Annotated in this window: 1 protein-coding gene; it reads right to left on the minus strand. The window is 72.7% G+C overall.

The annotated features are described in order from the left end of the window. Window positions 1-80 precede the first annotated feature (80 nt). Window positions 81-1,742 carry a glucose-6-phosphate isomerase gene (pgi, locus tag ACFWOG_RS40700; RefSeq protein WP_355399280.1) on the minus strand — a complete coding sequence of 554 codons (1,662 nt, stop codon included), beginning with the start codon at window positions 1,740-1,742 and terminating at the stop codon, window positions 81-83. Window positions 1,743-2,026 lie beyond the last annotated feature (284 nt).

Raw genomic sequence — 2,026 nt, forward strand, 5'->3', positions numbered from 1 at the left:
CTACCCCCCCGGCGGGCCCCGGCCGCGCGGGGGGGGGGGGGGCCGCCGCCCCCCCCCCCCCCCCCCCCCCCCGGCCGGTCTCAGCGCCCGCGCAGCGCGCGGTAGCGGGCGACCAGCTCGGCGGTGGAGCTGTCCAGCTCCTCCGTGCCCTCACCGGTCAGCAGCACCGGCTCGATCCGCTTGGCGAGCACCTTGCCCAGCTCGACGCCCCACTGGTCGAAGGAGTCGATGTTCCAGACCGCGCCCTGGACGAACACCTTGTGCTCGTAGAGCGCGATCAGCTGGCCGAGCACCGACGGGGTCAGCTCGCCCGCCAGGATCGTGGTGGTCGGGTGGTTGCCGCGGAAGGTCTTGTGCGGGACGAGCTCGGCGGGCACGCCCTCCGCCGCGACCTCCTCCGGCGTCTTGCCGAACGCCAGCGCCTGCGTCTGGGCGAAGAAGTTGGCGAGCAGCAGATCGTGCTGGGCGACCAGGCCGGGCAGCAGGTCGGCGACCGGCCGGGCGAAGCCGATGAAGTCGGCCGGGATCAGCTTGGTGCCCTGGTGGAGCAGCTGGTAGTAGGCGTGCTGGCCGTTGGTGCCGGGGGTGCCCCAGACCACCGGGCCGGTCTGCCAGCTCACCGGGTTGCCGTCGCGGTCCACCGACTTGCCGTTGGACTCCATGTCCAGCTGCTGGAGGTAGGCGGTGAACTTCGACAGGTAGTGCGAGTACGGCAGCACCGCGTGCGCCTGGGCGTCGAAGAAGGCGCCGTACCAGACCCCGAGCAGGCCGAGCAGCAGCGGGACGTTCTCCTCGGGCGGCGCGGTGCGGAAGTGCTCGTCGACCAGGTGGAAGCCGTCCAGCATCTCGCGGAAGGCGTCCGGCCCGATCGCGATCATCAGCGAGAGGCCGATCGCCGAGTCGTAGGAGTAGCGGCCGCCGACCCAGTCCCAGAACTCGAACATGTTGGCGGTGTCGATACCGAAGTCGGCCACGCCCTCCGCGTTGGTGGAGAGGGCGACGAAGTGCTTGGCCACCGCGTCGGTGTCGGCCTGCAGGCCGGTGAGCAGCCAGTTCCGGGCGGAGACCGCGTTGGTGATGGTCTCGATGGTGGTGAAGGTCTTGGACGCGACGACGAAGAGCGTCTCGGCCGGGTCGAGGTCGCGGACGGCCTCGTGCAGGTCGGCGCCGTCCACGTTGGAGACGAAGCGGACGTCGATGCCGCGGTCGGTGTAGGAGCGCAGCACCTCGTAGGCCATGGCGGGGCCGAGGTCGGATCCGCCGATGCCGATGTTGACGACGGCGCGGATCCGCCGGCCGGTGTGGCCGCGCCAGGCGCCGCTGCGGACCTGCTCGGCGAAGGCGGCCATCTTGTCGAGCACGGCGTGGACGCCGGGCACCACGTTCTCGCCGTCGACCTCGATCACGGCGTCGCGCGGGGCGCGCAGCGCGGTGTGCAGGACGGCGCGGTGCTCGGTGGTGTTGATCTTCTCGCCGCGGAACATGGCGTCCCGCAGGGCGGCGACGCCGGTGGCCCCGGCCAGCTCGCGCAGCAGGGCCAGCGTCTCGTCGGTGACGAGCTGCTTGGCGTAGTCGACGTGCAGATCGCCGACCTGGAGGGTGTAGCGGCGGCCTCGCTCCGGGTCGGCGGCGAACAGGTCGCGCAGGTGCGTCGCGCCGAACTCCTCCCGGTGCTTGGCGAGAGCGGCCCACTGCGGGGTGCGGTCCAGCGGGGTTCGGGCGTCGGCGCGGGTCTCCGACATCGGTTGCTCCTCGTTTCATCTGGGTGCAGACACCGGCGGGGCCAGGCGGGAGGGTTTCGCGAGGTCGTACCGGTTCTGGGGGTGCGCCGACTCCGTTGGCGGCCTTGCCCGGGACCAGCCTATGCAACGCCGGGACCGGGGGTGCGCATTCCGTTCGTCGGCGTCCGGTCGGCGGTCGCCGCTGTTCAGGCGCGCGTCGCGGTACGGCCGCCGGGATGTCACGGACCGTCCGGCCGGGTGCGGAGCCGCCCCGCGCGGGGCGGGACGGCCGGGCCCGCCCCTGG

Source organism: Kitasatospora sp. NPDC058406, assembly GCF_042722765.1.
Classification (GTDB): Bacteria; Actinomycetota; Actinomycetes; order Streptomycetales; family Streptomycetaceae; genus Kitasatospora.

Coding starts and splice junctions, on each gene's coding strand:
- pgi (WP_355399280.1), bottom strand. CDS start 1,742: ATGTCGGAGACCCGCGCCGACGCCCGAACCCCGCTGGACCGCACCCCG.